The following is a 21,643-nucleotide window of genomic DNA, read 5'->3' on the forward strand; positions in this document are numbered from 1 at the left end:
GCCTATTTGAAATACATAATAAAAGCGAAATTAGAGAAGATAATAACGAATTAAATCTGGAAGGAGTGCATAAAGGTGAATTTAAACCTGCGCAATGCCATTTTACACAATGTTTCAGGCAACTCTCAAGACGAACTTAAAGATACAATCGTAGATGCCATTCAAAATGGGGAAGAAAAAATGCTGCCTGGATTAGGTGTTTTGTTTGAAGTAATTTGGAAAAACTCTTCAGAAGAAGACAAGCTGGAAATGCTTCAAACATTGGAGAGCGGCCTTAGATAGAGCAGAAAAAACTCCGGTAGCCCCGGAGTTTTTTCTATTATTCAAAAGTAATTTTATCAACAGTTTCCCGGTCAAGCTTTTTAATCACTTCAGCAATAAGCTTAACGGCATTTTCATAGTCATCGCGGTGAAGCATTGCTGCATGAGAATGGATATAGCGTGTTGCGATGGTGATTGAAAGTGATGGAACTCCATTATGAGTAACATGAATGGCTCCTGAATCTGTTCCGCCGCCAGCGATGGCATCAAACTGATAAGGGATATTCAGTTCATCCGCAGTGTCTGTTACTAGATCACGAAGGCCTTTGTGCGAGACCATTGATGCATCATAAAGGATGATTTGCGGCCCTTTGCCCATTTTGCTCATGGCTTCTTTTTCAGAAATCCCTGGTGTGTCGCCTGCAATTCCCACATCTACACCAAATGCGATATCCGGCTCAATTTTTTGAGCTGAAGTGCGGGCTCCGCGAAGTCCAACCTCTTCCTGTACCGTTCCTACACCATATACTTCATTTGGATGATCAGCATCTTTCAATTGCTTAAGCACATCAATGGCAATAGCGCAGCCAATGCGGTTATCCCAAGCTTTTGCCAAAAGCATTTTTTCATTATTCATAACCGTAAACTCAAAATAAGGAACCACCATGTCACCAGGTTTTACTCCCCACTCTTTCGCTTCTTCACGGCTTGAAGCACCAATATCAATAAACATATCTTTAATTTCAACAGGCTTTTTGCGCGCCTCCGGGGACAAGATATGCGGCGGCTTTGAACCAATTACCCCGGTGACATCTCCCTTGGACGTTACAATCGTCACCCGCTGTGCAAGCATAACCTGTGACCACCAGCCCCCAACTGTCTGGAAGCGGATGAAACCTCTATCATCAATGTTTGTTACCATAAATCCAACTTCATCCAAGTGGCCAGCAACCATGATCTTAGGACCGCCTTCTTTACCGTTTTTTTTAGCAATCAGGCTTCCCAGTCCATCTGTTGTCACTTCATCAGCATATGCTGTTATGTATTTTTTCATAACCTCGCGCGGTTCGCGCTCATTTCCCGGAATTCCTTTCGCATCCGTTAAGTCTTTAAGCATGGTTAACGTTTCATCTAATTTAGCCATCATTTCGACTCCCTTAATATTTATTCAACCTTATTATACAGAACATGCGATTTAATATAAAGAATTATCAGACGGATATTTACTCCGGCTGAAGGCGGACCTTCAGGATTAGTATCCTTCAGCCTGCCTTTTATAATTTACTTCATTTTTATCTATATATGCTTTTTCTATATGTGAAGAGTTAAAACCAAGCATTTCCCCTAGATGTAAATAGGCAGCAATAAGCCCTTTATAATCCGCTAGGGAACGGCTTGTACGAAACTGTCCGATTCCATCATAGACAGACAAAAACTGGCCATTCACTGACTCCGCCTTTTCCAAAGGAACAGCATATTCCTTTTCGGCGTCAAATCCGCATTCAATTCCAAGTGATAAAATGAAATGTATACCGTCTACAAACTCTTCCAATATTGTTTCCTGAGGAGAGGATGGCTTAAGGCTCCAAAACTTGAAGCATCTTGTCTCATTTGCAAGCTCTCCCAATTCAACCAGCAGCGCAAGCACCTTACGTTCAAATAAATCTTCTTCCTCTAAACCATGATTTGATTCTATATGGCTGTCCAGCCCTTTTTGCATTTGAAATAATAGCTGATAATTCATTTTCCACCATCCTATTTGACATAAATGATTAACATACAAAACATTGCCTATCAAAAAAATTATAACAAATCGCAAAAAAGTTGAAACTTTTTTTAATCTCATCCGTAAAGTAAGGAAAATAATAATGGAGGGCTGGTTAATATGTGGCTCCTGCGTATGCTATTGTTTGCTCTGATTCTTTTTCTTATATACACCGCGGTAAAATATCTGCTGAATTCTAAGAGAAAGCTCGAGCTTGCCCACGAACAGAAACGATATTATTTTTGGGATGACCAGGAAAATGTCAGGAAGAACTTCCTGATTACGTATAAAGGGGTTTTATTTGAGGGCGAAAAGTATCTGGGAACCACAGACAATGCTTTTGATGTGGTCTCCATTTTCATCTGGCCGCACAAAACATCGGCCCTCAAAGGGATGGTAAGGGAGGATTTTCTTTTTATTGAAAGAAAGATAACTGAGGTCTATCCCACTGCAAAAATTGACTGGAAAAGTCCTGTGAAGGAATTTATGCATAAAACAGCTTCACCAGGCGAGGAAATTAAAGACCATCTGTAAAAAAACGTTCGGCGGTGCCCGAACGTTTTTTTATGCTGCTTTAAAGAATTCCTTCCATTTGATAACGGTCACCTTTTCCCTCAGCACAAATACTAAAACAGAAAGTGAAAGCAAAATCAGGATAATCATTGAAGGAGTGAATCGGCTGATGAATTCTCCGAAAACGGTATAAAAAACGGCCAGCGGCAAATTGGTGATCCATGAATTTTTTAAATATTGGTCAAAACCCTTATTTCTCTCCATAAGACAAAAGTTCAATAAATGATAATGAATAAAAGGGATGAGCCTTAAAACTGCAACCTGGCCGACAGTCAAATTCCGATATTCCCCGAACCACCGCTTTTTTAATAATGAAAGCTTTTCATGTGTCTTCGGCATTTTTGTGATCAAAAAATAAAAAAGAATGCTGCTGATCATCAGTCCTGCAATGGAGAAAACAGAACCAAAAAAACTTCCAAACAGAACTCCTCCAGTTATGCAGACAAGCGGTACCGGTATGAATAGAAACTGCCTGATGATATGAAAAAAAATAAAAACAATGGGAGCAAGAATTCCAGCAGTCTCTGCCATAGCAAACAATAGAGTCAATTGATCATTCATGCCTTCACCTCTCCCCGATGTCTTTCCTGCTGTTCCCTAAAGCTTATGGATAGCCCTGACTGTTTATGACAAGAGAATAACCAGGTACACAAGCAAGCCTGCTTCAAGCATCGCCAAAATAGGCAGTCCCCATTTAAACTGCACATGCTTCGTTTTATGCCTGAAGGTCTTCATTCCAAGAGTCATTCCGGCAGCCCCGCTCAAAAAGGCTGTGATCCAGAGGTTTTTTTCACTGATTCGATACTGATTTCGTTTCGCCTTCTCCTTATCAAGCTTCATCAGGTAAAAACCAATCACATTCATAAGCAGATAGATAAGAGCAATTGTATTGACCATGAGCTTTCTCCTTTATATGAATTAAGTCTGTAATGAGCTTAAATGAAACGGCAGATTCTGTCTATTAAAAGCAAAATAAAAGCCATCCCCATTTAAGGGAATGGCTATTTTATGAATAATCATTACTTGCTAAGCTGTTGCTTTGCAACTGATGCTAATTCAGCAAATGCTTTTTCGTCAGCGATTGCTAATTCAGCAAGCATTTTGCGGTTAACTTCGATGCCAGCAAGCTTTAAACCATGCATTAAACGGCTGTAAGAAAGACCGTTCATGCGAGCTGCTGCGTTGATGCGAGTAACCCAAAGTTTGCGGAAGTCGCGCTTTTTCTGGCGACGGTCGCGGTATGCATACATTAGGGATTTCATAACCTGCTGGTTAGCAACTTTATATAATGTATGTTTTGAACCGTAATAACCTTTAGCTAATTTAAGAACTTTTTTACGACGTTTGCGAGTAACAGTACCGCCTTTTACACGTGGCATATTATTTCCCTCCTAATTTCGAGATATTACTTAAGATTTACTAGTAAGTTACGGATGCGCTTGTAATCGCCTGAAGAAACAAGAGTTCCTTTGCGAAGCTTACGCTTTTGCTTTTGAGATTTGTTAGCGAACATATGGCTTCTGTAAGCATGAGAACGCTTCAGTTTACCAGAACCTGTTCTTTTGAAACGCTTAGCAGCGCCGCGGTGAGTTTTCATTTTTGGCATTGGGAATTCCTCCTCTTACTTGTCGTTTTTCGGTGCTAAGACCATAAACATGCTTCGGCCATCCATTTTTGGATGTGACTCGACTGCTGCAACTTCATTGCATGCTTGTGCAAATCGGATTAAAACACGCTGGCCAATTTCCTTATGCGTAATGGCACGACCTTTAAATCGGATCGATGCTTTTACTTTATCGCCTTTTTCAAGGAATTTAATAGCATTGCGAAGCTTTGTATTAAAGTCATGCTCTTCAATAGTCGGGCTAAGACGAACTTCTTTAATACTAATAATCTTCTGGTTTTTGCGAGCTTCTTTGTCTTTCTTCTGCTGCTCGAATTTGAACTTTCCGTAGTCCATGATACGGGCTACCGGAGGTTTCGCATTCGGTGCAACCAGAACAAGATCAAGATTGGCACGAGAAGCAATTTCAAGTGCGTCGAATTTTGATTTAATACCTAACTGCTCGCCGTTTTGGTCAATAAGACGGACTTCGCGGGCGCGAATGCCCTCGTTTAACAACATATCTTTGCTAATAGCTAGACACCTCCAAGGTTTAATGCGAACACAACGTTTGGGTCAAGAAAAGCGCAAGCGCCTGCTGGAGCAGACAGCTTTAAAGCTGCCAGCTGCACCGGACCAAAGCTGAATCGCAAGTTATGCAACATTTCTCTTCCGGAGTGGAAGCAGAGCTGTTTTTAACCAAATAAAAAAGTGCGGATGAAAACACCCACACTTACGTATATAAACAGAAAATGTTCACGTAAAACCTGCCAACTGCACTTTGCGTCAATCAGGTGAGAAGCGGGTGCTTCTTCTTTTCCTCAAACTGTATTCAATTTACCTTAGCTACTATATCACAAAGTATGATTTCGTGTCAAACGAATAACTTTTATCACAACGAAGAAAAGCATAACAAAATTAATCGCTTTTGGCAATATGATTTTAACATTTTTTCAAAATGAATTTAATGCCAACTTTTTGGTTGGCATTAGCTGACTCTGAAATCATAGTTACTGGCGGGTTGTCACGAAGCGTTCACAAAAAAAGGGCTGCAGCTCATGCAGCCCTTTTTCATAGTTATCGTTTAACTTCAGCTTTTAGTGCTGAGATGAAGTCTTCAAATGAAACCGTTTCTGATTTTTGCTCTCCATATTTACGGACATTGACAGCTTTTTCAGCTACTTCATTGTCCCCTACAACAAGCATGTATGGAGTCTTTTGCATTTGCGCTTCACGGATCTTATAGCCGATTTTTTCATTACGGTCATCCAGCTCTACGCGGAAACCCTCTGCCTGAAGCTGCTCCTGGACTTGTTTTGCATAATTAAAGTGAATATCAGGAGAAACCGGAATGACCTGGACTTGAACTGGGGCAAGCCAAGTTGGAAACGCTCCCTTATACTCTTCAATCAGGAATGCCACAAAACGCTCCATAGTGGAAACGACACCGCGGTGGATAACGACCGGACGATGAGGCTTTCCATCTTCAGCTACATAAGTCAGGTCAAAACGTTCAGGAAGCAAGAAGTCCAGTTGGACAGTAGATAATGTCTCATCCTTGCCAAGCGCAGTTTTAACTTGAACATCCAATTTCGGACCGTAGAAAGCTGCTTCTCCTTCTGCCTCAAAATAATCAAGACCGATTTCATCCATGGCTTCTTTAAGCATTGCCTGTGCTTTTTCCCACATTTCATCATCATCAAAGTACTTCTCAGTATCCTGTGGATCTCTGTAGGAAAGACGGAATGAGTAGTCATTGATATCGAAGTCTTTATACACTTCAAGAACCAGATGTACTACGCGCTTAAACTCTTCCTTAATCTGGTCAGGGCGGACAAAGATATGAGCATCGTTAAGAGTCATGCCGCGTACACGCTGAAGGCCGGATAGTGCTCCTGACATTTCATAGCGGTGCATTGTTCCAAGCTCAGCAATACGGATTGGCAGTTCACGGTAGCTGTGGATGCCATTCTTATAGATCATCATATGATGCGGGCAATTCATTGGACGAAGAACAAGCTGTTCGTTATCCATTTCCATTACAGGGAACATGTCTTCCTGATAATGATCCCAATGGCCGGATGTTTTATAAAGATCTACACTTCCCATGATCGGAGTATATACATGGTCATAGCCCAGTCTTTCTTCCTTGTCAACGATATAGCGCTCTATGTTGCGGCGGATTGTTGCCCCTTTTGGAAGCCACATCGGCAAGCCCTGTCCGACTTTTTGCGAATTCATGAACAAGTTAAGCTCTTTGCCGATTTTACGATGGTCACGCTCTTTCGCTTCCTCAAGGAGACGCAAATGCTCAGCCAGGTCTTCCTTCTTAAAGAAACCTGTTCCATAAATGCGCTGAAGCATCTTATTGTCACTGTCGCCTCTCCAGTAGGCGCCAGCAATACTTAATAATTTAAACTCTTTTAGTTTGCCAGTCGATGGAACGTGGACTCCGCGGCAGAGATCAAAGAATTCTCCCTGCTCATAGATTGTCACTGTTTCATCTTCCGGGATGGCTTCAATCAGTTCAAGCTTGTATTCATCACCAATTTCCTTGTACATCTGAACCGCCTCATTACGGCTGACTTCCTTGCGGACAATGTCAAGGTTTTCATTAATGATTTTCTTCATTTCTTTTTCAATCACAGGAAGGTCTTCTGGTGAAAGTGATTCTTCCAGGTCGATGTCATAATAAAATCCGCCTTCAATGACAGGACCTACCCCAAGCTTTACATTTTTATATAAACGCTTGATTGCCTGCGCCATTAGATGGGCAGTACTGTGGCGAAGAACCTCCAGCGCATCGTTTGAGTCCGGTGTTACAATTTCAATAGCTCCATCCTTTTCGATTGGACGGCGAAGATCATACATTTCTCCATCCAGCTTGCCGGCAATTGCCTTTTTCTTCAGGCCCGGGCTGATCGAAGCTGCAATATCTTCTGTTGTCGTTCCCTTTGGAAACTCCTTTACAGCTCCATCTGGAAACGAAACTTTAACAACTTCTGACATGATATTTCCTCCTTATTTATAAAGCGCAAGCGCCTCGATCAGCCCCGACAAGCACAAGACGAGCCTCCTAAAAAGGCGTTCTTTCCTTTTTTGGAGGATTGCCCGAAATGTGGAGGCGACTGCCCAGGGACGACAAGCATAAGACAAGCCCTGCAAGAAGGCGTTTTCTCCTTCTGAAAGGGATTGGTTTATGTCTCGAGTCCCTAGGAGCCGCAACTAGACAAACTTGTGACCTCGAGGGGCTAGGCGCTGGAGCTGGATTCAGATTTTGCTCCTAAAACGCGATATACACTTGAAAAAATAAAAAAACCCGTCCCTAAAAAAGGGACGAGTTGTATTTAACACGCGGTTCCACCCTACTTCTCGTTCTCTTAGAAGAAAAACGACTCTGTAGTAAGATAACGGTCTTTTCCCGCCAGCCCATTTCCTGGCTGGAGTTCAGAGGCGGTAAGCATTCGAATCGTGTTAGGAAGGTTTCAGCCTTGCCTCCCCTCTCTTTAAACCGTATTAGAATACCCATATCCTCATCGCAACTTTTGTTCGATTTTTATAATATGTACGTTATTATAGTTTGTTATTTCAGGAAAATCAAGGGTATCTTTTACATTTTTCATCATCGGCATAAGAATGGGCGTTTTGATAATTATAAAAGGCTTCGATAGAGCTTAATTCAAGTCTTTCTTCAAAAATATTGCGGATTGTTCTGACCAGCGGCTGCTCGAAATCATCTGAATACAGATAAATAGCTGAAGGTGCGATTGAGAGCAGCGGCGCAATCGTAACGGAATCCACGTATACAGGATGATTGGATAATAGCTTGCGGTCAATCATTCTTAATAGCTCTCCGCGTTTAATTTCGCACAATTGCTCATCATAAAAATATACGCCTTCATCCATCAGGACATGGATCGTATTAATCTTTGGCTGCTTTCCTGACAGGAAATCTCTCAATGTATGAATAAACATCTGATATTCCTGCTCCATTTTATATTCATCGATGGAAACTTCAACGTATTTGGTCATTTCATTCATAAGCGGCCGCATTCGGAATTTTACGAAAGAATCAAAAGAAAAGGAAATGTTATTCTGGAACAGCTGATCAATTGCGCTTTTCAAACTTTCTTTTACATCCAGGCCACTGACAAACGCAGCAAGATCCTCCCGGCTTCCTTCCAAAATAGAGTGAATGATTTCAAGAATCTGCTGCTGCTCACCTTCGTCCTCATAATAATAATGCTCCATGAGTATCCGTTTAAACCAATCATCCTGCTTCTGATTCACTATAAATTGAAAAAATACTTCCTTAACAGTATTTAGGACAGCGCCGCTATTATCAGCAGAAATTCTGACTATATGTTGACCTTCAAAATGAAGAATATTATTATCACATTGACAAAAAGACTGCAGCTGTTCATAAAGATGCTCATAAAAATTCCTCGCATCCGTGCTGCTTTGGAAAATGATTTCGATCAACCAAATCCCCCCTTTATACAAATCTCTGTTCTATGTATATGGTGGACTTGGCCAAATTAGAAGTGGGATTAGCCTTTTAGTGCATTAAACTATAAGAAAAGCGGAAGCACCTTGCCCACCCCCGATACCTCGAGGGGGTAGGCGCTCCTCCTAAAAGCTAACGCTTTTAGTCGTGCGATGAATATGCTGCCGAAGCGTTCCTTGTGGAGCTAGACAGTTATCAAAGTTCCAAGGAATGATTTCTTTCTTAATAATAAAAGCTGCCGGAAACTTTATCGGCAGCTTAATATGTTATACTCTTCTGTTCGGTCCTTCCACAAGCACTGGTTCAGCAAGGTATTTAATGCGCTCCATGATTCTCCTTGCCTTCATTTTCTCTTCCTCGCCGCGCTGGCTGTAGGAGAGATGATGTTCGAGACCCTGCAGGTCGAAATTGGAAGTAAAGAAGGTTGGCAGGCTTTCCTGCATGCGGAACTGCAGAATCGGCCCTAAAATCTCATCCCTTGTCCAGCTGGACATGGTTTCTGCACCAATGTCATCGAACATTAAAACCGGTGCTTTTTTAATGGTTTCAATCTTGCTGTTCAAAGTTTGATCTCCAATTGAATTTTTCAATTCCCTGAATAGTTCAGGAACGTAGACAATCATGGAGGATACTTTCTGGCTTGCAAGCTTATTGGCAATAGCACCAAGCAAATAAGATTTGCCTACACCGAATTTCCCATAAAAATAAATTCCCTTTCCCTTGGATCCCGGCTGGTAGTCCATAACAAAAGATGCCGCCTTATCAACAGCCTCAATGCGATCGTCATCATCATATATGGAATCAAAAGTGGCATGAAGGATATCCGATGGTACATATAAGCTCTGAATTAATTTTTCATTTCTCCGCTTCTCATCGTGCATGACCTTGCGCGGGCACTTATCATATTTCAGATCGACCGATCCTCTTTGAATCACAAGTTCCGGATGATAGCCCTGCATAAAATTCACACAGCCCTCCAAGCTCGGACATTTATTGCACTCCTTGCTCTGCTGTGTATACTCAAAGAGTTTGCTAAGGCTCTTTTCAACCATCTCGGATGTTAATTCATCCCGATGAGTTTGGATAAAAGCCTTCACTTCAGGGTGATTGAGCGTTTGGTTTCTCATCAATTCATACCTTTTTTGAAAACCTTCATTGCCCGCAAGGCGCCTTAATGTTTCATTAATTTTCTCCATCAATCAGTCACCTCCTGTGAACGCAGTTTTTTTAATTTTTCATGAAGCTCCTTTTTTTTCATTTCCAGTTCATACTGATCCTTTTCGCTTATTTGCTGCTGGGGCTCTTTCTTTTTGGCGGATGCACTGCTTTTTTCATCAAACCAGTCCGGAAGCATCTCTGTCCTGATCGGCTTCTTTTTGTTTCCAGTTGTGCTGGCTGCTTTCTTTCCTTCCGCCCAATCCAGGTATTGCCGGTGTTCTTTCTTAGCTAAAAGCATAGCTTCCTGGGGTGTTTTTATTTTCTTTCTAGCCCAGTGGCCTGCTATTTTTTCTACGTAGCCTTTGGTCAATTTCATATCTGTTTTGAGCATAACATATTGAATCAGCACATTAATTACCCCTGGCAAAAGCTTTTGCTGAAACATGACATCTTCAATGATCTGCAGATCGGCTTTAGATGGCTCTGCCCCTCCTGATATATCTTTTAACAGCTGCCTTGGTGAGGTGATTTCCAAATAACGGATCAACTCTTCTTCCTGCGTTTCAGGCTGTTTTTTATGAGTCTGATGGATGGCAGGCTGAACCCTGTCAATTAGGGATGGCAGCTGGTCCTGGTTTTGGAATTGATACCAGTCCCGTGCAGATTTTCTCAACTCATCAATGTTTATCTCATTATCTTCATTTACAGCGCTGATGACGATATTTTTCATTTGAATAGGGTCGATTCCGTACAAAAAGGCAAGATTGCTGATGGATTCCTTTACTTTAACTGTAATAGCCTTTTTTGGTACTAGTGATTCATTCAGCCCTGCCTGAAGCAGTTCAAAATTAAAATCTTCATTCCCGATTTGAATACCTTCCTGCTCCTGCCTTCCAATATACCCTTCCACCTCTGATTCATTCATCATCTGCACCACTTCATCGTCAATCTCAAAAGAACCGGGGTGTCCTGATTGAAATACATCCTGAAAAGCCTTGGTTACTTCCTCATACCCTGTGGCTGTCTTCACCTTCTGGTCTGAGAAGAAGCGTTTCAGCCTCATAAATTGGTTTCTGCCCAATTTCTTATAAAGGTAAATATTGAGCATGCCATCAAGGAAAAATTGTTCAGGTGTCAGCGGGGGAAGCAGTTCATAAATAAATGACCTTGTCTCTTCACCTTTGTTTACGTATACCTTTAAAAGTCCTATCCCCTCAAGCTTGAGGCGGGCTTCATATATATCCTTGAGCCCCAAGTCCATGAAATTCATTAAACTATGGTGAGAATTAGAAGATGACCATAGCCGATTTTCTTCAAGTTCCGCCCATAATGTCATATATAAACTGAAGCACAAAGAGCCAATGAGCGGCTGGTATAACAGCGTCAGCACTTTTCGATCATAATCATGCAAAAGCCCGCTGGCTGCTACTGTATATCGATCAATGGGGAGCATCTCCTGCCAATGCTGGGCCATGGTATTCACCTTTTTCTATTAAGAATCTTTATTACATTGATTACTATCAAAAACATATACCGTAAAAAAAGAGCCAAAGAATCCTTCAGCCCATCAAACTATTTATTTCGAAACCAGGGACAGCGGCAACTGACCTGATTTAAGAGTGTTCTTTTTTGATTAATTCTTTGAGTTCATCAATAAAAACATTGATATCTTTAAATTGCCTGTAAACCGATGCGAAACGAACATATGCCACATCATCCACATTTGCGAGCCTGTCCATGACCATTTCGCCAATTTCATCGCTTTTTATTTCGGAGACACCGTTGCTGCGGAGCTCTTTTTCCACTTCAAAAGTAATGTCCTCCAGGTCCTTTAGGGCAACCGGCCTCTTTTCACATGCTTTAATAAGGCCTCTCAGTATTTTTTCCCGGCTGAATTCCTCTCTGGTGCCTTCTTTTTTCACAACGATTAAAGGAATTTCTTCCACTTTTTCAAAAGTCGTAAACCGGTATCCGCATTTCTCGCATTCCCTTCTGCGCCGAATGGACCTGCTGTCATCAACAGGACGGGAATCGAGAACACGGGTATTATTGTTTTGGCATGAAGGGCATCTCATACAATCAGCTCCGAATTCTTTTATAAGTAAGTTATTTTGCTGGCGTTAGACCAATTACCGAATTTTATTTGTTACTCTTATCTTATAAAAAAGGAGTTGTCAGTACAAGTACAACTATTTATCTGCGTTTCTTGCAGAACCGAGAAAATCATGCCGTTTATTCACCTTTTCATAAATGGAAAGAACTTCTCTCTTAAGGATTGGGTGGACACCTGCCGGAGAGGATTGCTCAGTTGAGATATTGATATCTACAGCCGTTTCGAAAGGCCTGACAGTCACGACTGTGACAATGGCAAAACAAGATTTATCTTTCTTAATTTCTGCTGCTATCTCGCCGCGTTCTCTGGAAGTGCTGAGAATGTTCACATTTGGGTCTGCTTTAAATAAATCTTCAATCGTTTGCATCATTTGAGCTGTATTGGTTCTATAATATCTTGTAGTGAGCTCAGGATCAGAGTGGTTTTCATTTGTTTCACACTGCTTTTTATAGCGGCTGGCAAGCTGCCTGAAAATAGACATCCTCTTTCCTCCGTTATTTATTATGTATCCTTATTGTACTATTTTTGCGGAAGATACTAAAGGCAGTGGTAGTGTATTAAAGCAAAATAAAAAGAGGTGTATTCAATACACCTCTGGATTGCCTAAGTTCATTCTGTTATTAAAGTACTTGAGCTTGTTTAACTTGAACTGGACCCATACCGCGAGGAATTTCGATATTCTCACGCGTTTGAGCTCCTAACGATTCTGCAATAAAGTCTGCAGCGATGTTAGGGTCAAGATCTCCACACGTATATACATCAATGCTGGCATAGCCATGCTCCGGGAAGCTGTGAATAGTTAAATGAGATTCAGAGATGATAACCACTCCGCTTACACCCTGTGGCGCAAATTTATGAAATGCAACCTCGCGAATTTCAGCACCAGATTTTAATGCAGCATTTACGAATGTCTGCTCAATAAAATCCATATCATTTAACTTTTCAAAATCGCATCCCCAAAGTTCTGAGATTACGTGACGACCCATAGTTTCCATATTCAAATTTCCCCCTTTAAACTTTTAAGCTATTAATTAATGAAATTCCAGATTTAAACTGGTCCATAACTACCACGGGGGAAAGTTAGTCCAGAGAGGTCCTAACCCTTTAAGTAGCTACCATACCAAAACCTCGGAGAAGTTCACGAGGATTAGTATACTTTGTTTAATTTCTTTTTGCAACACATTGTTTTACATTTTTTTTGGCAAAATTTTTGAAGACTTTGTCCTTCTCAGGATTAAATTTGTCCAATAAAAGGAGCCTGCCGGGGAATGGCAGGCTTTAAGGGTATGGGTAGTTTTATATTAAGAGAAACTGGCTATTAACCAATTTTTACTGCAGATGCCTGGAAAAGTTCCTGTGCAACAAATTTTGTTAAGTCTACAACGCGGCAAGAATAGCCCCACTCATTATCGTACCATGCAAGTACTTTCACTTTGCTGGTGCCGATTACCATTGTAGATAATCCATCAATGATGGCAGAGTGTTCATTTGTGTTGAAATCAATTGAAACCAATGGTTCGTCAGTAATATCAAGGATACCGTGCAGCGATCCGTGTGAAGCAGTTGCAAATGCCGCATTCACTTCTTCTATTGTAACGTCGCGCTTTAAATCCACCACGAGGTCAACTAAAGAAACGTTTGGCGTTGGGACACGGAGTGCCATTCCATGCAATTTGCCCTTTAAGTGAGGCAATACCAGCGACAAAGCTTTGGCGGCACCAGTGGAAGTCGGGATTATGGACTGTCCGCAAGCACGTGCCCGGCGTAAATCCTTGTGCGGGTTATCAATATTCTTTTGGTCGTTTGTATATGCATGAACTGTGGTCATAAGTCCGTTTTCAATTCCAAATTGTTCATCAAGGACTTTTGCAACAGGTGCAAGGCAGTTTGTTGTACATGATGCATTTGAAATAATATCATGTTCTTCAATTTTTAATGCGCTTTCATTTACGCCCATAACAATAGTCACATCTTCATTTTTTCCAGGAGCAGTAAGAATTACTTTTTTAGCCCCGGCTTCAAGGTGAAGAGCTGCTTTATCACGTGAATTGAACTTTCCAGTAGCTTCAATGACGATATCGATGTTCAATTCTTTCCACGGAAGTTCTTCAGGATTCCGGTTGCTGACAAGCTGAACACTTTTGCCGTTCACTACAATAGCATTGTCTTCTGGAACAACACTTCCTTCGAATGGTCCGTGGTTTGTATCATATTTAATTAAGTGTGCCAAAGTTTCAGCTGGATAACTTGCATTTATGGCAACTACTTCAAGATTTTCATCAAGGATGGCTTTTCTAAAAACCATTCGTCCAATTCTTCCAAAACCATTAATCGCTATTCTCGCCTTCATGTTACGGCCCCTTCCGCATTAGTGTTATACTTTTTGTTACCCTAAGATGTAATTAGTATAACATATTAAACATCATTTGTGATGAATAAAATGCGGATTTTTTAATGTTTAACAATTCAGAAATATAAGTTCCTTACTTTCATCAGGATTTATGGGGGAATGGCCTAAATACAGAAACATAATGTTTATTTTTGTCATACTAATTGGGTATTAAATGGATCAAAAAAAAGAGCCTGTCACAGGCCCTTAGATAGCATTCCATTTTCTTAAAATATCCCACAATTGTTTCTCTGTTTCTTCAATTCTGCCATTATTATCGATTACAGCATCGGCCAATGCCTTCTTTTCTCTTAAAGGCATTTGGGAATGGATTCTTGCCATTGCTTCTTTCTCGGAAAGCTGATTTCTTTGCATCAGCCTCTGCAGCTGTATATCTTCATCTGCATAAACTAATAATGTTTTGTCGCACATGTATTGTAATTTACTTTCAAATAAAAGCGGTATATCAAGAATAATCAGTTGTTCATTACGGCTGATAGCTTGTTCCTTTTTGGCTGTCATTCTTTTGCGGACGGCAGGATGTACAATGCTATTTAATGCTTTCCGCTCTTTTTCATCATGAAAAATAATGGAGCCCAGTTCCGCACGATCAATTGAACCGTCTTTGAGTAGAACCCTTTCCCCAAAATGACGGACAATTTCCTGATAAGCTTCTTCTCCTTTTTCAACAGCTAATCTGGCTTCTATATCCGCGTCGATTACAGTGTATCCTTTTTCGATGAGGAGAGATGAAACGGTGCTTTTCCCGCTTGCAATCCCGCCTGTCAAACCTACAGTCAGTGACATAGTGTGTTCCTTTCATATAAAATGCTAGATTTTTAATATCCCGATTACGATTAAAATAATCCCAGGGATGAATGAGAACTTATGGACCCATCCGCTTTTGGAGAAGAGGGATCCTACCTGCATTCCCATAAACACAAACAGAGAACTCATAACGGCGACTGTCATTGCCAGGTAAAAAGGCGAGTACCCTAGCATGGCTGCACCGATTCCAGCTCCGAAAGCATCAAGCGATAAAGCGAGCCCAAGCATAAGTGCTTCAATTCCTGTGATGGTTCCGGATTTATCAAAATCAGCGGACATCGGCTTTTTCAGGATATTAATGACAAGCCCAAGAGATTTGATTTCCAGGTTTACAATCGTTTTTTCATGCGGCAGAACATCCTTAACCTTTTCCGGCCTGAAAAATTGATAAAGAACCCAGGCACCAAGAAAAATAAGAATGACTCCCCCTAAACTTTCAGCTAAAGCCGGAGATAAAAAGGCTTCTATAAAATGGCCAATTGTCATGGCAGCCATTAATGTTATAGCTGAACAGCAAGCGATTATACTGATCGATTTAAATGGTATTCTCATTTTCCTTAAGCCATAGGTTAAACCGACACTAAAACTGTCAAGACTGACAGCAAAAGCAAGTATCAAAAGTGAGAATGTATGCGCCATAGAATAGAGCTCCTTCCTGTCAATCGCTACAATAGTATATGGAAGAAGCCCATCCAATGTTATTCGAAACGCATTTCAGCTCTATTCTTCATTATTATTTTTTCTGGCAAGCTGGACAGTAAACTGTCCCCCTGCCTCCTGTCACGATCCGCTCAAGCGTGCTTCCGCAGACTTTGCAATCCTCCCCTTTTCGCCCATACACGAAAAGTTCGAGCTGAAACATGCCAATTTGCCCCTGGGAATTAACATAGGAGCGAATGGTGCTACCTCCCTTATCAACCGCTTCCCTCAGGGTATCCGCAATCTCTTTGTGAAGTGTCTCCATTTCGCTCCTTGTTAAGCTATTTGCCGCTCTTTCAGGATGTATTCGTGAACGGAATAATGCTTCATCTACATAAATATTTCCTAGCCCTACGATCGTTTTCTGATCGAGAAGTGCAGTTTTGATATTGCGGGTGGTCCGGGCAAGTCTCGCAGCAAGGTCGTCTGCCGTAAACTCTTCTGCAAATGGTTCCGGTCCCAGGTGTGCCAGCGGAAGAGTCTTAAATTCTTCGCCCTTTGCATATAGGTGCATCGTTCCAAATTTACGGACATCCTTATATCTGAGCTCAGTGCCATCTGTAAAATGAAAAATCACATGAGTGTGTTTTTCAACAGGTTCTTCTTTTGAAAAGAGTCCGTACCTGCCTTCCATTCTCAGATGGGACACAAGGGCATAATCATTGGTATAGAGTATTAGAAACTTTCCTCTCCTGCCAATGTCCTGAAAAACTTGACCTGCTAAAGCATCCTTGAATTGGGCAAGCTCTTCCGGATGCTTAACCATTTTGGGCCAGAAAACCGAAACATGTGCAATGGTTTTGCCGATCACCAATTCCTGCAATGTTTTTCTGACCGTTTCAACTTCAGGAAGTTCCGGCATGGTCCTCCCTCCTTTTTAATGCAGTTTAGAAAACTTATTCTGTATTCAAAAATACAATCTGCTTTTATTTCGCATCAAACCACGTTGGCCCGAAGGAATAATCCACTTTAAGCGGAACTTTCAATTCTACTGCATTTTCCATAACGTCCGGTACGATTTTTTTGAGCGTTTCTATTTCATCCTCTGGTACTTCAAAGATCAGTTCATCGTGAACCTGCAGCAGAAGGCGTGCTTTGAGTTCTTCTTTTCTTAGGCGGTCGGCCATGTCAATCATGGCTTTTTTAATTATATCTGCCGCGCTTCCCTGGATTGGTGTATTCATGGCGGTTCGTTCTGCAAAGCTTCGCAGGTTGAAGTTTCGGCTTGTAATTTCAGGCAGATACCTTCTTCTGTGAAGAAGGGTCGAGACATATCCTTTTTGTTTTGCATCATGGATAATATCGTCCATGTACTGCTTAACGCCAGGATAGCTTTCCAGATAGCGCTCAATAAATTTACCCGCTTCTTTCCGTGTGATGCCCAGGCTTTGAGAAAGGCCATAATCACTGATTCCGTAGACAATTCCAAAGTTAACGGCCTTTGCATGGCGCCGCATATTGGAGGTAACTTCATCGGCATTAACGTGGAATACCTCCATTGCCGTTTTGGTGTGAATATCCATATCTTCAATAAATGCTTCTATCAGCTTTTCATCATCTGCAATATGAGCCAGTACTCTCAGTTCAATCTGCGAGTAGTCTGCTGCAAAGATGGACCAGCCAGGTTCTGAAGGGACAAATGCCTGCCTGATTTTTCGCCCTTCCTCCAGACGGATCGGAATATTTTGCAGGTTCGGATCTGTTGAGCTTAACCTTCCTGTCTGTGTAAGAGCCTGATTAAATCTGGTGTGGACTTTGCCTGTTTCATAGTTAACCACCTTAAGCAGGCCTTCAATATAAGTGGATTGAAGTTTGCCAAGCTGGCGGTAATGCAGAATGTCCCGGATAATTCCATGGCTGTTCTCAAGTTTTTCCAGGACATCAGCAGAAGTGGAATAGCCTGTTTTGGTTTTTTTAATGACAGGCAGCCCTAATTTTTCAAAAAGGATCACACCGAGCTGTTTTGGAGAATTGATATTAAAGGCTTCCCCGGCAAGCTCATGTATGCGCTTTTCGATTTCATCCAATTTGGAGAGCAGGTCTTGTCCCATTGTTTTCAGGCGTTCAAGATCCACTTTAATACCGGTTGATTCCATATCAGCCAAAATCAGAGACAGCGGCATTTCCAGGTCATAAAACAGCTCGGATTGCTGATTTTCCTTTAATTCACTATCGAGTTTTTCCTTCAGTGTCATCAAGGCCGCTGCTTTCCTTGCCAAATGACCGGCAAGTTCCTTTTCATCCGGAATCCGCCTTTTTGCTCCTTTTCCGTAAAAAGCTTCATCAGATTGAATCGCATTATAGCCATGATTTTTTGCTATAGAGGCTATATCTTCAATAGTCTGAGACGGGTTAATAAGATAAGAAGCAATATAAAGGTCAAAATCGGCACCTTTTAGATGAATACCATGATGCCGGAGTGAGACTTCCGATCTTTTTGCATCATATACTGTCTTCTTTTTGGTTTCATCTTCAGCCCATCTTTGAAAAACATCAGACTCTAGTGCCGTATCTTTGGAGAAGAAAAAATTCCCCTTATCATTCGCAACGGAGAAACCAATAATGTCTGCATAATGGTAATTATCTTCCAGAAGCTCAACATAAAATGCATTTTCATCAGTAAACATCTCTTCCTTAATTTCATCTGCAATGGTAAATTCAATTTCTTCCAGATTCTCTTCGACTGCTTCTATGTCTCCGCCAAGCTTTTCCAGTAAAGAGTTAAAGCCTAATTCTTTAAAGATGCTTATGACTTTTTCTTTTTCAAAACCTTCATATTCAATGTCTTCAATTTCAATTTCAACAGGGGCCTCTCTCGTGATAGTGGCAAGTTCTTTGCTCATTAAAGCTTGATCCCTGAATTCTTCCAGCTTTTCTTTCAGTTTTTTTCCGCTCACCTTATCAACAGAATCCAAGAGCTCTTCAAGGGTTCCAAACTCTTTCAGCAATTTAAGGGCAGTTTTTTCTCCTACTCCTGGAACACCTGGGATATTATCTGAACTATCTCCCATTAGGCCTTTCATATCAATAATCCTGTCAGCAGTGATTCCGTATTTTTCTTCTATATGAGCTGGTGTGTATTCTTCAATATCAGTAATGCCTTTGCGGGTAATGCTGACTGTTACAGAATCGGAACTTAACTGTGTTAAATCCTTATCCCCTGATATAACTTTAACTTCATAGCCATCTTTTTCGGCATGGAGGGACAGTGTTCCAATAATATCATCCGCTTCAAAGTTTTCCAGTTCATATCTGGAAATTCCGTAAGCATCAAGAAGTTCTCTGATATAAGGGAACTGCTCTGATAGCTCAGGCGGTGTTTTCTGCCTTCCGCCTTTATACTCGCTGAAGGTTTTATGGCGGAAGGTTGTTTTTCCGGCATCGAACGCCACAAGGAGATGCGTTGGTTTTTCATCCTCCAGAATCCTTTGCAGCATCATGGTAAATCCGTAGACAGCATTTGTATGTATTCCTTTGTCATTGTTTAAAAGCGGTAAAGCAAAAAATGCCCGATAAGCGATGCTGTTGCCATCTATCAGAACAAGCTTTTTTTTATCCAACTAGTATCTCCTCCTCTTAAGAAAAGCGCAAACGCCTTGCCCACAATAAAAAAGCCGATATTTTCCTTTATTCTATCATGAGCAGATAGAGAAAGAAAAATAACGGCTTTCGGGTTATAAATTATTAATCCGTATACCCCATCAGCAGCCGGGCATATGGTGAGTCCGAAGGGAGAACAATGACAGTCTCGCCATTAATGGTCTTTTTATAGGATTCAAGCGTGCGGTATAAGGAATAAAATTCAGGATCCTTTGAGAAGGCTTCGTTGTAGACCTTCGCAGCTCCCGCTTCTCCTTCCGCCCGGATCGTTTCAGCATCCGCCTGGGCCTTGGCAAGCATTTCCCTGACATTCCTGTCCGTGTCAGCAATGATGATGTTCTTCTGGGCATCACCCTTGGACAGGTATTCCTGGGCTGTTGACTGGCGCTCTGAAATCATCCTGGTGTACACGGACTGTTCATTTTCAGAAGGTAAATCTGTTCGTTTAATTCGTACATCTGAAACTGTGATTCCATAGTTATCATTAGAAAGCAATTCATTCACTTTAGTAGTAATTTGATCATTCAATGATCCCCGTGATGACTTTTCATCATTAATTATTTCATCATAATTCAGCCGGCCTAATTCGGAGCGGGTCACAGAGTAGATGAACTCTTCCATTCTGGCCTCCGCCCCCTCCAATGTTCTGGCGTTTGATATCATTTTCTTCGGGTCATCAATTTTCCATACTGCATAATTATCAATAATCATGACCTTTTTGTCCTTTGTATTGATTTCAGCTTCGGACACGTCATAAGTCATTTGGTATTTTGGCAGCGTCGAAACACTTTGGATAAATGGTATTTTGTATGCTAATCCAGGCTCGCTCTCAATCCTGACCACTTCTCCAAATTGACGGATGACCTTGTACTCCCCTTCCTTTACAATAAAAAGGTTACTGAAAAGAATTACGAGTGCGGCAATGACAAGCACAAGGGTGATTCCAAGTTTGGTATAACTTCTCCACTGGAAATTCCCGCCCCGTTCTTTGATATTTACGACATTTTGATCACTCATTATCCGCACCGCCTTCCTCTTTCGGTTTGGCCTGTTCTTTCTCAAGCGGCCTGATCGGGAAATATTTCATTGTATTTCCATCGTCATTCATAATGTAAATTTCAGCGCCTGGAAGGACTTGCTCCAGCGTTTCAAGGACAAGCCGCTCTCTAGTGATATCAGGATTATTTTTGTATTCTCCGTACAATTTATTAAATACTGCCACATCTCCACGCGCTCTTTCCAGACGGGCCGCCTTTTCTCCTTCTGCTTTGGAGGCAAGAGCCTCCTTCTCACCTTCTGCTTCATTCATTCTCTGGTTCTTATATTTTTCTGCTTCATTTATTTTGGTATTAGCTGTTTCCCTTGCATCCGTTACATCCGTAAAAGCTTTTCTGACATCATCATTCGGCAATTCCACATCCTGCAGCTTGACTGCAAGAACGGAGATGCCTATATCATATTTGCCAATTAATGAGGTTAGGAGCTCTCTTACATCCGCTTCGATCTCTGCTTTCCCTGAAGTTAGCGCATCATCAATTTTAGAGCCTCCTATAATACTTCTTAAGGATGAGGAAGTAGCATCATATAGGATTTCTTCTGGATCTTCAGCATTATATAGATATTTTTCCGGATCCGTAATTTTCCACTGTACCACCAGATCTGCAAGAACGATATTTTCATCACCGGTTATCATCTTTGTCTCATCAGGAAAATCCTTTATTTCTCCGTCTTTTTCTTCATATCCAAACTGCAGTGAAAAAGTTTCTTTTGAAAGTTTCTCCACGCTTTGGACAGGCCATGGCAATTTGAAATGAAGTCCCGGCTCCGTAATGCCTTCCTCAACTTTCCCAAATGTTAAAATGACTGCCTGATCCGATTCATCGACGGTATACCATGTTGTAAAGGCAACTATACTTAAAATAACAATTGCCAGAATTAGCCCTGCGATTGTATAAATTCGCTTTAAGCTGACCATTTCTCTCTCCCCTTCCCTAGCGCTTTCTATAACTTTTCATACGATTTATTTACGTAAAGGTTTCATAAATATGACAAAAGTTAAAGAAAGAAAGAAAATCAAAGATGAAAAAGGCGAAAGCGGGGTCAGCTTTCACCTTTTTCTATGGCTCCTTGGATGAAGGGGTTTAACA

23 protein-coding genes and 1 other annotated feature are annotated in these 21,643 nt (G+C 41.3%); of the genes, 2 read left to right on the plus strand and 21 right to left on the minus strand.

Annotation, left to right across the window (positions count from 1 at the left end; genetic code table 11):
- Positions 1–75: 75 nt before the first annotated feature.
- Complete coding sequence (sspI, locus tag IRB79_RS22965) at positions 76–282, plus strand: small acid-soluble spore protein SspI (RefSeq protein WP_221878562.1); 207 nt, start codon at positions 76–78, stop codon at positions 280–282.
- A gap of 37 nt (positions 283–319) precedes the next feature.
- On the opposite strand, the gene IRB79_RS22970 is transcribed toward sspI, so the two are convergent.
- Together IRB79_RS22970 and IRB79_RS22975 are read right to left on the minus strand one after the other, a co-directional pair.
- A complete protein-coding gene (locus IRB79_RS22970; RefSeq protein WP_243509626.1) occupies positions 320–1,405 on the minus strand; it encodes a M42 family metallopeptidase in 1,086 nt (361 codons plus the stop codon).
- Between the two features lie 108 nt (positions 1,406–1,513).
- Positions 1,514–2,005 (minus strand): dUTP diphosphatase, encoded by a 492-nt coding sequence (locus tag IRB79_RS22975; RefSeq protein ID WP_243505205.1) that lies wholly within the window; start codon positions 2,003–2,005, stop codon positions 1,514–1,516.
- Positions 2,006–2,146: 141 nt separating this feature from the next.
- Here IRB79_RS22975 and IRB79_RS22980 point away from each other — a divergent pair, with 141 nt between their 5' ends.
- Positions 2,147–2,560 (plus strand): sigma-w pathway protein ysdB, encoded by a 414-nt coding sequence (locus IRB79_RS22980; protein ID WP_243505207.1) that lies wholly within the window; start codon positions 2,147–2,149, stop codon positions 2,558–2,560.
- A 30-nt stretch (positions 2,561–2,590) separates the two neighbouring features.
- On the opposite strand, the gene IRB79_RS22985 is transcribed toward IRB79_RS22980, so the two are convergent.
- From IRB79_RS22985 to hflK, 19 genes are all read right to left on the minus strand, one after another.
- Positions 2,591–3,160 carry a TVP38/TMEM64 family protein gene (locus tag IRB79_RS22985; RefSeq protein ID WP_243505210.1) on the minus strand — a complete coding sequence of 190 codons (570 nt, stop codon included), beginning with the start codon at positions 3,158–3,160 and terminating at the stop codon, positions 2,591–2,593.
- A gap of 63 nt (positions 3,161–3,223) precedes the next feature.
- The gene (locus tag IRB79_RS22990; RefSeq protein WP_243505212.1) at positions 3,224–3,496 is read right to left on the minus strand and encodes a DUF1294 domain-containing protein; all 273 of its coding nucleotides are present in this window, start codon (positions 3,494–3,496) and stop codon (positions 3,224–3,226) included.
- A 122-nt stretch (positions 3,497–3,618) separates the two neighbouring features.
- Positions 3,619–3,978 (minus strand): 50S ribosomal protein L20, encoded by a 360-nt coding sequence (rplT, locus tag IRB79_RS22995; protein WP_243505215.1) that lies wholly within the window; start codon positions 3,976–3,978, stop codon positions 3,619–3,621.
- Positions 3,979–4,004: 26 nt separating this feature from the next.
- Complete coding sequence (gene rpmI / locus IRB79_RS23000; protein WP_009333215.1) at positions 4,005–4,205, minus strand: 50S ribosomal protein L35; 201 nt, start codon at positions 4,203–4,205, stop codon at positions 4,005–4,007.
- Between the two features lie 15 nt (positions 4,206–4,220).
- Positions 4,221–4,724 (minus strand): translation initiation factor IF-3, encoded by a 504-nt coding sequence (infC, locus tag IRB79_RS23005; RefSeq protein WP_206839046.1) that lies wholly within the window; start codon positions 4,722–4,724, stop codon positions 4,221–4,223.
- Between the two features lie 177 nt (positions 4,725–4,901).
- Positions 4,902–5,025: a sequence feature (ribosomal protein L20 leader region), on the minus strand.
- A gap of 254 nt (positions 5,026–5,279) precedes the next feature.
- Positions 5,280–7,211: a threonine--tRNA ligase gene (gene thrS / locus IRB79_RS23010; RefSeq protein ID WP_243505216.1), complete on the minus strand. Its 1,932-nt coding sequence runs from the start codon at positions 7,209–7,211 to the stop codon at positions 5,280–5,282.
- Positions 7,212–7,799: 588 nt separating this feature from the next.
- Positions 7,800–8,684: a putative sporulation protein YtxC gene (gene ytxC / locus IRB79_RS23015; protein WP_243505219.1), complete on the minus strand. Its 885-nt coding sequence runs from the start codon at positions 8,682–8,684 to the stop codon at positions 7,800–7,802.
- A 291-nt stretch (positions 8,685–8,975) separates the two neighbouring features.
- Complete coding sequence (gene dnaI / locus IRB79_RS23020; RefSeq protein WP_243509628.1) at positions 8,976–9,905, minus strand: primosomal protein DnaI; 930 nt, start codon at positions 9,903–9,905, stop codon at positions 8,976–8,978.
- Positions 9,905–11,341: a replication initiation and membrane attachment family protein gene (locus IRB79_RS23025; RefSeq protein WP_243505220.1), complete on the minus strand. Its 1,437-nt coding sequence runs from the start codon at positions 11,339–11,341 to the stop codon at positions 9,905–9,907. Before IRB79_RS23025 ends, dnaI begins: the two co-directional genes overlap by 1 nt.
- Positions 11,342–11,480: 139 nt before the next feature.
- On the minus strand, positions 11,481–11,942 hold the full coding sequence (nrdR, locus tag IRB79_RS23030) for a transcriptional regulator NrdR (protein WP_009333221.1): 462 nt from the start codon (positions 11,940–11,942) through the stop codon (positions 11,481–11,483).
- A 114-nt stretch (positions 11,943–12,056) separates the two neighbouring features.
- On the minus strand, positions 12,057–12,461 hold the full coding sequence (locus tag IRB79_RS23035) for a hypothetical protein (protein ID WP_243505221.1): 405 nt from the start codon (positions 12,459–12,461) through the stop codon (positions 12,057–12,059).
- A 139-nt stretch (positions 12,462–12,600) separates the two neighbouring features.
- On the minus strand, positions 12,601–12,975 hold the full coding sequence (gene speD / locus IRB79_RS23040) for an adenosylmethionine decarboxylase (RefSeq protein ID WP_009333223.1): 375 nt from the start codon (positions 12,973–12,975) through the stop codon (positions 12,601–12,603).
- Positions 12,976–13,298: 323 nt separating this feature from the next.
- Complete coding sequence (locus IRB79_RS23045; protein ID WP_243505222.1) at positions 13,299–14,330, minus strand: glyceraldehyde-3-phosphate dehydrogenase; 1,032 nt, start codon at positions 14,328–14,330, stop codon at positions 13,299–13,301.
- A gap of 246 nt (positions 14,331–14,576) precedes the next feature.
- On the minus strand, positions 14,577–15,176 hold the full coding sequence (coaE, locus tag IRB79_RS23050; protein ID WP_243505224.1) for a dephospho-CoA kinase: 600 nt from the start codon (positions 15,174–15,176) through the stop codon (positions 14,577–14,579).
- Between the two features lie 24 nt (positions 15,177–15,200).
- Positions 15,201–15,836 carry a sporulation membrane protein YtaF gene (ytaF, locus tag IRB79_RS23055; RefSeq protein ID WP_206839057.1) on the minus strand — a complete coding sequence of 212 codons (636 nt, stop codon included), beginning with the start codon at positions 15,834–15,836 and terminating at the stop codon, positions 15,201–15,203.
- A 94-nt stretch (positions 15,837–15,930) separates the two neighbouring features.
- The gene (gene mutM, locus IRB79_RS23060; protein WP_243505226.1) at positions 15,931–16,758 is read right to left on the minus strand and encodes a DNA-formamidopyrimidine glycosylase; all 828 of its coding nucleotides are present in this window, start codon (positions 16,756–16,758) and stop codon (positions 15,931–15,933) included.
- A 64-nt stretch (positions 16,759–16,822) separates the two neighbouring features.
- Positions 16,823–19,456: a DNA polymerase I gene (polA, locus tag IRB79_RS23065; protein ID WP_243505228.1), complete on the minus strand. Its 2,634-nt coding sequence runs from the start codon at positions 19,454–19,456 to the stop codon at positions 16,823–16,825.
- 124 nt (positions 19,457–19,580) lie between these two features.
- Positions 19,581–20,513: a protease modulator HflC gene (gene hflC / locus IRB79_RS23070; protein ID WP_243505232.1), complete on the minus strand. Its 933-nt coding sequence runs from the start codon at positions 20,511–20,513 to the stop codon at positions 19,581–19,583.
- Positions 20,506–21,471 (minus strand): FtsH protease activity modulator HflK, encoded by a 966-nt coding sequence (gene hflK, locus IRB79_RS23075; RefSeq protein ID WP_243505233.1) that lies wholly within the window; start codon positions 21,469–21,471, stop codon positions 20,506–20,508. Before hflK ends, hflC begins: the two co-directional genes overlap by 8 nt.
- Positions 21,472–21,643: the final 172 nt, after the last annotated feature.

Source organism: Cytobacillus oceanisediminis (genome assembly GCF_022811925.1).
GTDB classification, from domain to species: Bacteria; Bacillota; Bacilli; order Bacillales; family Cytobacillaceae; genus Cytobacillus; species Cytobacillus oceanisediminis_D.

Excerpts from the sequence above, each read along its gene's own strand:
- ytaF (WP_206839057.1), bottom strand. The coding sequence starts at position 15,836 with ATGGCGCATACATTCTCACTTTTGATACTTGCTTTTGCTGTCAGTCTT.
- IRB79_RS22975 (WP_243505205.1), bottom strand. The coding sequence starts at position 2,005 with ATGAATTATCAGCTATTATTTCAAATGCAAAAAGGGCTGGACAGCCAT.
- rplT (WP_243505215.1), bottom strand. The coding sequence starts at position 3,978 with ATGCCACGTGTAAAAGGCGGTACTGTTACTCGCAAACGTCGTAAAAAA.
- IRB79_RS22985 (WP_243505210.1), bottom strand. The coding sequence starts at position 3,160 with ATGAATGATCAATTGACTCTATTGTTTGCTATGGCAGAGACTGCTGGA.
- IRB79_RS23035 (WP_243505221.1), bottom strand. The coding sequence starts at position 12,461 with ATGTCTATTTTCAGGCAGCTTGCCAGCCGCTATAAAAAGCAGTGTGAA.
- speD (WP_009333223.1), bottom strand. The coding sequence starts at position 12,975 with ATGGAAACTATGGGTCGTCACGTAATCTCAGAACTTTGGGGATGCGAT.
- mutM (WP_243505226.1), bottom strand. The coding sequence starts at position 16,758 with ATGCCGGAACTTCCTGAAGTTGAAACGGTCAGAAAAACATTGCAGGAA.
- infC (WP_206839046.1), bottom strand. The coding sequence starts at position 4,724 with ATGTTGTTAAACGAGGGCATTCGCGCCCGCGAAGTCCGTCTTATTGAC.
- IRB79_RS23045 (WP_243505222.1), bottom strand. The coding sequence starts at position 14,330 with ATGAAGGCGAGAATAGCGATTAATGGTTTTGGAAGAATTGGACGAATG.
- IRB79_RS22970 (WP_243509626.1), bottom strand. The coding sequence starts at position 1,405 with ATGGCTAAATTAGATGAAACGTTAACCATGCTTAAAGACTTAACGGAT.
- hflK (WP_243505233.1), bottom strand. The coding sequence starts at position 21,471 with ATGGTCAGCTTAAAGCGAATTTATACAATCGCAGGGCTAATTCTGGCA.
- rpmI (WP_009333215.1), bottom strand. The coding sequence starts at position 4,205 with ATGCCAAAAATGAAAACTCACCGCGGCGCTGCTAAGCGTTTCAAAAGA.
- dnaI (WP_243509628.1), bottom strand. The coding sequence starts at position 9,905 with ATGGAGAAAATTAATGAAACATTAAGGCGCCTTGCGGGCAATGAAGGT.
- thrS (WP_243505216.1), bottom strand. The coding sequence starts at position 7,211 with ATGTCAGAAGTTGTTAAAGTTTCGTTTCCAGATGGAGCTGTAAAGGAG.
- nrdR (WP_009333221.1), bottom strand. The coding sequence starts at position 11,942 with ATGAGATGCCCTTCATGCCAAAACAATAATACCCGTGTTCTCGATTCC.
- hflC (WP_243505232.1), bottom strand. The coding sequence starts at position 20,513 with ATGAGTGATCAAAATGTCGTAAATATCAAAGAACGGGGCGGGAATTTC.
- IRB79_RS23025 (WP_243505220.1), bottom strand. The coding sequence starts at position 11,341 with ATGGCCCAGCATTGGCAGGAGATGCTCCCCATTGATCGATATACAGTA.
- IRB79_RS22990 (WP_243505212.1), bottom strand. The coding sequence starts at position 3,496 with ATGGTCAATACAATTGCTCTTATCTATCTGCTTATGAATGTGATTGGT.
- IRB79_RS22980 (WP_243505207.1), top strand. The coding sequence starts at position 2,147 with ATGTGGCTCCTGCGTATGCTATTGTTTGCTCTGATTCTTTTTCTTATA.
- coaE (WP_243505224.1), bottom strand. The coding sequence starts at position 15,176 with ATGTCACTGACTGTAGGTTTGACAGGCGGGATTGCAAGCGGGAAAAGC.